Origin of the sequence: Pseudomonas pudica, from assembly GCF_015680405.1 — a bacterium.
GTDB lineage: Bacteria > Pseudomonadota > Gammaproteobacteria > Pseudomonadales > Pseudomonadaceae > Aquipseudomonas > Aquipseudomonas pudica.
Genome location: NZ_JADLJS010000021.1, coordinates 83129 through 89409 on the forward strand (window position 1 = coordinate 83129; position 6281 = coordinate 89409).

General features: G+C 63.4%; 4 protein-coding genes and 1 riboswitch. Of the genes, 2 read left to right on the forward strand and 2 right to left on the reverse strand.

Annotation, left to right across the window (positions count from 1 at the left end; all coding sequences use genetic code 11):
• Window positions 1-24 precede the first annotated feature (24 nt).
• Together IRZ77_RS16190 and IRZ77_RS16195 are read right to left on the reverse strand one after the other, a co-directional pair.
• Window positions 25-1008, reverse strand: a complete 984-nt coding sequence (locus IRZ77_RS16190) for an SCO family protein (RefSeq protein WP_046614197.1) — start codon at window positions 1006-1008, stop codon at window positions 25-27.
• Between the two features lie 54 nt (window positions 1009-1062).
• Window positions 1063-4455: an Ig-like domain-containing protein gene (locus tag IRZ77_RS16195; RefSeq protein ID WP_196173935.1), complete on the reverse strand. Its 3393-nt coding sequence runs from the start codon at window positions 4453-4455 to the stop codon at window positions 1063-1065.
• A 241-nt stretch (window positions 4456-4696) separates the two neighbouring features.
• Window positions 4697-4811, forward strand: a riboswitch (TPP riboswitch).
• 79 nt (window positions 4812-4890) lie between these two features.
• Here IRZ77_RS16195 and IRZ77_RS16200 point away from each other — a divergent pair.
• A complete protein-coding gene (locus tag IRZ77_RS16200) occupies window positions 4891-5538 on the forward strand; it encodes a TenA family protein (RefSeq protein ID WP_046614194.1) in 648 nt (215 codons plus the stop codon).
• On the forward strand, window positions 5535-6197 hold the full coding sequence (tenA, locus tag IRZ77_RS16205; protein WP_046614193.1) for a thiaminase II: 663 nt from the start codon (window positions 5535-5537) through the stop codon (window positions 6195-6197). Before IRZ77_RS16200 ends, tenA begins: the two co-directional genes overlap by 4 nt.
• The last annotated feature ends 84 nt before the right edge of the window (window positions 6198-6281 follow it).

Sequence of the window (6281 nt, forward strand, 5' to 3'; positions counted from 1 at the left end):
CTAATGACTGATGGCTAATTGCCTTTAAGGATTGCCCTTATCGGCCAGAGGCGTCTGCAGGCGCGCGGTTTCTTCCTCCATGTAGCTCATCAGCGCGCTGACTTCGGCATCGCCCAGGCGCATGTTGGGCATGGCCACGCGGTTGTACTGTTCGTACAGCAGCATGGCCAGGGGGTCTTTCTGGGCCAGCATCTGGTCAGGCTCCTTCAGCCAGCGGGTCAGCCAGTTGGCATCACGTTGGCGGGTCACGCCCAGCAGGTCTGGGCCGATGCCAGGCTGCCCTGGCTCGGCGTTGCCCAAGGTGTGGCAAGATGAGCAGCGGGTACGGAACAGCTGCTCGCCACTGCTGGGGGCGCGCACCTCGGGAGCCTGGGCGTAGTCGTTGGCCATGGCGCTGGCCTGTTTCCAGTTGTGCAGGCTATTGCCCAGGCGGTCGGCGAGGATGTACGGGCTTTCGAAGGGCGATGCCTTCATCCAGCGGCCGGTGGCCTGGTTGCCGATGATCAGGCTCAGGTTGTGGTCCTTGGAACGGCCGTTTTCCAGGCCATCGATGTACAGCCCCAGGCTGCGGCGCAATTGTTCGATATCGGCTGGTTCGCCGGTGAGCAGCGTCCAGCCGGGACCGATACCGAACTTTTCGGCGTAGCGCTTGAGGGTGGCGGGGGTGTCGTTGTAGGGGTCGATGCTGATGGAGTAGAGGAAGATGTCCTTGCCAACCCGGTCACCGAGGATTTTCTGTACCTGGCGCAGGCGAGCAGTCTCCACCGGGCAGGAATCGGAGCAGCCGGTGAAAATGAAGTTGATGGCGACCACCTTGTCCTTGATCAGGTCGTCGAAGAAATGCACTTTTTCACCGTCCTGGGTGAGCAGCGGGATGTTGGGGAAGTAGTCGGCGCCCCAGGGCGTTGCAGCTTCGTCGGCCACTGGTTGCTGCGGTTGCAGCGGCCAGAACGGGATACTGGCGGCGAACAGCGAGAGCACCAGCAGGAAACGCCATGAGCCGGACATTATGGACCCTCGTCGATAACGGTAGCGGGGCTGCTTGGCAGCCCCGCTTTACCCTCACTTGTATCTGACTGGCGCGGTCACGCTCTGCCCCAGCGCCGACTTCACGGTCACCGTCGCCGGCGTGGCCGGGCCGTAGCCGGAGGTGGTTGCCACCAACCGCCAACTGGCACCGCTGCCGGAAGCGGTCATCGTGGCGGTGCCCAGGTTCACCGGGCCGCCGGTAGTGGCCGCGGTCACAGTGATGCTGTTGCCCGTGGCCACCGAGGTAGTGCCAGCAATTTCCCAGGTGAAACGGTTGCTGCTGAGCACCTGTACCGTGGCACTGGTGACCTGGATCTGGTCGACCACCGCTGCCGAACCTACCGCGATGCTGACCGTGGCCGGCGCTACCGACTCGGCGCCCTTGGCGTCACGCGCCGAGTAGTTGAAGCTGGCGGTGAACGGCGTGGTGACAGTGGCCGGCGGGGTGTAGGTCACCTTGGTGCCATCCGTGCTGGTATTGCCTTGGCCGGAGTCTGGCTGGCTGAGCCCGACGACGGTCAGCGGCAGGTTGCCTTCCGGGTCGGTATCGTTGGCCAGCACGTTCAGGGTGATCGGCTTGCCGGCCGTGGTAGCCGCGCTGTCGTTGGCCGCGACTGGCGGCTTGTTGATGGGGTCGTCGTCGCCACGGTCTTTCGTGCGGAAGGTCGGCAGGCCAACCGAAGCGACGTACTCCACGCCATCCCAGCCTGGCAGCGGGGTCGGCATCACCTGGAACTGGCCTGGGTGCTCCAGGTCCCAGCGCAGCAGCATCGAGGTATCTTCATGCTGGGTGTTGTGGCAGTGTTCCATGTAGGTGCCGGCAAACTCGCGGAAGCGGATCGCCACTTCCACTTCTTCCGAAGAGTCGATATCCGGCCCGATGCGGAACACGTCCTTGCGCGCCCATTTTTCCCATTCCGGCGGTGCCTTGCCGTCGCGGCTGAGGATCACGCCTTCCTCGAAGTGCACATGCACCGGGTGGCTCCAGCCATTGCCGCCGTTGATGATCTTCCACACTTCCAGGGTGCCGTCGCCGCTGAAACCGCCGTCGGTCGACTGCTGGGCCAGCTGTGGCGCCGCGCTGATGCGCCGTGGGTCCATGGAGTAACCAAAGCCGCCATCGGTCTTGATGGTCCAGGGCTGGGTGTCGGTACCGTCGGAGCGACCGAAGATGAACTCGCGGTGTCGGGCAGCCTGGAGTTTGGCCTGGTCGGTGGCAGAGTTGCGGTCGATCGGCAGCGGCAGCATCTTCATGCCTGCGGCCTTCCCTGGTTTGGCGGGCTCATAGTCTGCCGGGTTCATGCTCAAGTCCTGGCCGCTGTAGGGCTGTACCACTAGTTGCAGGAACTTACCGATTGCTGGATCACCATTTTCCCAACGCGGGCCTTTGGTGGTCTGCTTGATCACTGGCTTGTACTTTTCCGACAGCACGTCGGCCAGCGAGATGGCGCCTTCCGGCCCCTTGCCGCTCTGGTGCTCCTCGAGGTTGACGAAGTACAGCTTGTCGCCGACCTTGATGCCGTTCTTGGCGAAGTTGATGATGATGTCGTAGCGCTCGGCGATGCCTTGCAGCGGCAGGATGCCGTTGTTGTCCTGCAGGTTGCCGTCACCGTTGAGGTCCAGGGTACCGTCGAACGGAACGGTGTGTTCCATGATGTTGCCGTCGTTGGCGATCATGTGGAACGGCACTCGCGCATACGACAGGTTGGAGCCGGTGGGGCCTTTGAATTCGCCACTGGTACCGGCAATTTCACGCACCACGGCGAACTTGAAGTAGCGCGACACCGAGCCGTTCAGGATACGGAAGCGGTAGCTGCGCGCGCGCACCTTGAGCGTGGGCCGGTACTGCCAGTTGACCAGGATCTGGTCGCCGAGGAAGCCATCGGTGTTGAACGGGTTGAACCACAGCTGGCCGTTGGCATCCCAGGCCTTGTCGGCGATCACCAGGTTGACGTCGTAGTCGCGGTTGCCCCACGGCATGCCCGAGCCACTGGGGAAACGCAGGTTGACGCCATCCTGCAGGGCCTCGTTGCCGCGGTCCAGGGCACTGTAGTAGTTCATCATCACGGCGTTGCCTTTGTAGACGTTCTGTGCCGTGAAATCCATCATGTGGTCGTGGAACCAATGGGTGCTCATGGTTTCGCGCCAGTCACCACGGATCTTGATGCTGCCGTTCTGGCAGGTTTTCAGCCCTGGCGAGGCGTCATTGACGAACAGCGTTTCACCCGGCGAGCAGGGGAACGCCGCGCGTGGGTCCTGGGCGCGGGTGTTGATGGTGTCGTAACCAGCCAGCTGCAACGGCCAGCGGTAATCGTAATACTGGCCGGGGAAGAAGTAGGCATTGGCATAGCCATCGCTCTCGGCCGGCGAATGGCCGTTGTGCTCGTGGGTGGAGAGGGTGTGCAGGCCAAAGCCGTTGTTGGCTGCTGGGTCGATCGGCAGGGCGTTGTAATGGCGCATCAGGATCGGCTGACCATGGCGCGCCATCAGCAGTTTGGGCGGGAACGTACCGTCGAAGGTCCATACCGATTTGTGGTTTTGCAATGGCATCTTCGGATGGAATCGGGTGTCGATGCCCTTGGTGGTGCCGAGCGTGTTCGGGATGTCAGAGGTCTGGTAGTACAGACCTCCCGGGGCAAATTCACCGACTGCATAGTTGTGCAGTTGCTTGCGGTCACGCAGTCCTTGGTTGATGCGTGCACCAGCCTGGGCGGTCTTGAAGCCGGCCTGCGGGTAGAACTCGTTCCAGCGCTGGTGCGACCAGCCTTTTCCTGGTGGCCGGCCTTCCGCCGGCGAGCCGACCGGCTTGCGGTTCAGGAACATCTCGATCTGCGCCTTCCACGGGTTGCGGTCGAGCACATTGGAATACTGGGTCGGGAACGGGTACAGGCCCGGCTGTTTGAGGAAGGCTTCCAGGGCCGTGCCGCTAGGGCCGCTGCGCGCAACCACGTTGGGGTCCTGCGCCGGTGCCGCACCCAGGGTGGGCACCGGGAAGGTCAGGGTTGGCGGCGGCAGCGTGGGGTCGAGTTTTTCCGTGCCGAATTCCTCGAACAGCAGTAGCTGCTGGGTAAACGGCAGTGCCCCGAACAGCGGGCTGGGCTTGCCATTGGTGGGGTATTTGTTGTCGGTTTGCAGGGCCGGTGGCAACACATTGTTGGCGCTTACCGTGTCGCGGTTGCCGTACACGCCATTGGTCAGCTCCAGCGAGCCTTGGTTGGCCGGCGGCATGTTGAACAGGTCCAGCAAGGCCTTTGTCGGGTCGGCTGGCTGGTCAGTGTAGGCCGACGGGTCGGTCGGCGGTGGCATGCTGTTGTCGTCGAGGGGAGCGGCGGTCGCCGTCACCAGCCCGAGGCCGAGCATCAGCGTGGTGAGGGTGGATAGCTGGAATGCATGCCTGGCAGGGTGGATCACGGCAGGTGTTTTCATTGCCTTATGCCTCGCTCGCGGCCTTATGGCTTTCAGCCATCAGTGGCGTTTTGCCCGTTTTTGGGGCTGGAGCAACGGCTGTGCCAACCCAAATGCGAGGAATGTGTTTCTAAACAAACCCTTGTGGCGCCTGATGTGAGCTAATGGCCATGGCGTCAAAAATGGGTGAGCCCCCCACTTGTGGGTCACCCATTTCCCCCAGATTGGGTGGTGACAGCAGCGGCGCCCTGGGGTATACCTGAGCGCCACCAAGGGGAGCCCGGCAACGGGCTGAGAAACCGCTGGACGCTGCAGCGCGGTGACCCTTCGAACCTGATCCGGATCATGCCGGCGAAGGGATGGGACTTGAAACCTGCCTTTTTGCCGGCCTCACTGCGAGGCCCGTCCATGCCAACCACCGCGGTCTCGCTGTCACTCTCCATCAAGGACAGCAACATGACCGAACGCTTCAGCCAGTCCCTGCGCCGCCGCAGCGAGCCGACCTGGTCGGCGGCCGTTGGCCACCGCTTCGTCACCCAATTGTGCGATGGCAGCCTGCCGGACCCGATCATGGTCGACTACCTGGTGCAGGACCACCGCTTCCTCGACAGCTTCCTGACCCTGCTGGGCGCGGCCATCGCCACCGCCGACACGTTCGAGGCGCGCCTGCGCTTCGGCCGCTTTGCCGGGATGATCTCCAGTGACGAGAACACCTACTTCCTGCGCGCCTTCGAGGCCCTGGGGGTGAGCCCCACGCAACGCAGCGAACCGGCCGACACCGTGCCAACCGCAGGCTTCAAGGCGATCATGCGCGAAGCGGCGGCCACCCGGTCCTATGCGGCCGCACTGGCAGTACTCAACGTCGCCGAAGGCCTGTACCTGGACTGGGCGCTGAAGGCGCCAAAACCGATGCCGGACAACTTCGTCCATGCCGAATGGATCACCCTGCACGACAACCCGGCATTCCAGGACTTCGTTGCCTTCCTGCAAGCCGAACTCGACCGGGTCGGCCCGCAGGAAGCCGCGCTGGCGGCTGACTTCTACCTGCGCACCGTGGCGCTGGAGCTGGCCTTCTTCGATGCCGTCTACCCGGAGGAAAAATGAGCATGGATATCTTCGACCGCCTCAAGGCTGCCGCCACGCCGCAGTGGAACAGCTACGTCGACCACGAATTCGTGCGCCAGATGGGCGAGGGTACGTTGAGCGAAGCCGCCTTTCGCACCTATCTGGTACAGGATTACCTGTTCCTCATCCAGTTCGCCCGCGCCTGGGCGCTGGCCGCCTACAAGAGCCGGCGCCCGGCCGACATCCGCGCCGCGCAGGCCGGGCTGGCGGCGATTCTGGATGAAACCGAGCTGCACTTGCGCCTGTGCGCACGCTGGGGTCTGACCCAGGCCGATATCGAGGCCGCGCCTGAACACCAGGCCACGGTTGCCTATACCCGCTATGTGCTGGACTGTGGTGCCGCGGGTGACCTGCTGGAGTTGCATGTGGCCTTGGCGCCTTGTGTAATCGGCTATGCCGAGATTGGCCGTGCGTTGTCCGGGCGCATTGGCGATCTGAGCAATCACCCGTACCGCGAGTGGATCGCCGAGTATGCCGGTGAAGGCTACCAGGGTGTCGCCACCGCGGCGCGCAAGCATCTGGACGAGCTGGCAGCGCGGAGCATGACCGAGCAACGGTTTGCCGAGCTGGTGGGGATTTTCGGCCAGGCGTCCAGCCTGGAGGCGGACTTCTGGCAGATGGGGTTGGACGGAGCCTGATTTGCTGCCTGCGCCGGCCCTATCGCCGGCAAGCCAGCTCCCACAGGTACTGCGCAGACTTCAAGGCTGTGGTTTACCTGTGGG

Bases quoted from the DNA above. Each gene is read 5' to 3' on its own strand.
- IRZ77_RS16195 (WP_196173935.1), bottom strand. From the start codon at position 4,455: ATGAAAACACCTGCCGTGATCCACCCTGCCAGGCATGCATTCCAGCTA.
- IRZ77_RS16190 (WP_046614197.1), bottom strand. From the start codon at position 1,008: ATGTCCGGCTCATGGCGTTTCCTGCTGGTGCTCTCGCTGTTCGCCGCC.
- IRZ77_RS16200 (WP_046614194.1), top strand. From the start codon at position 4,891: ATGACCGAACGCTTCAGCCAGTCCCTGCGCCGCCGCAGCGAGCCGACC.
- tenA (WP_046614193.1), top strand. From the start codon at position 5,535: ATGAGCATGGATATCTTCGACCGCCTCAAGGCTGCCGCCACGCCGCAG.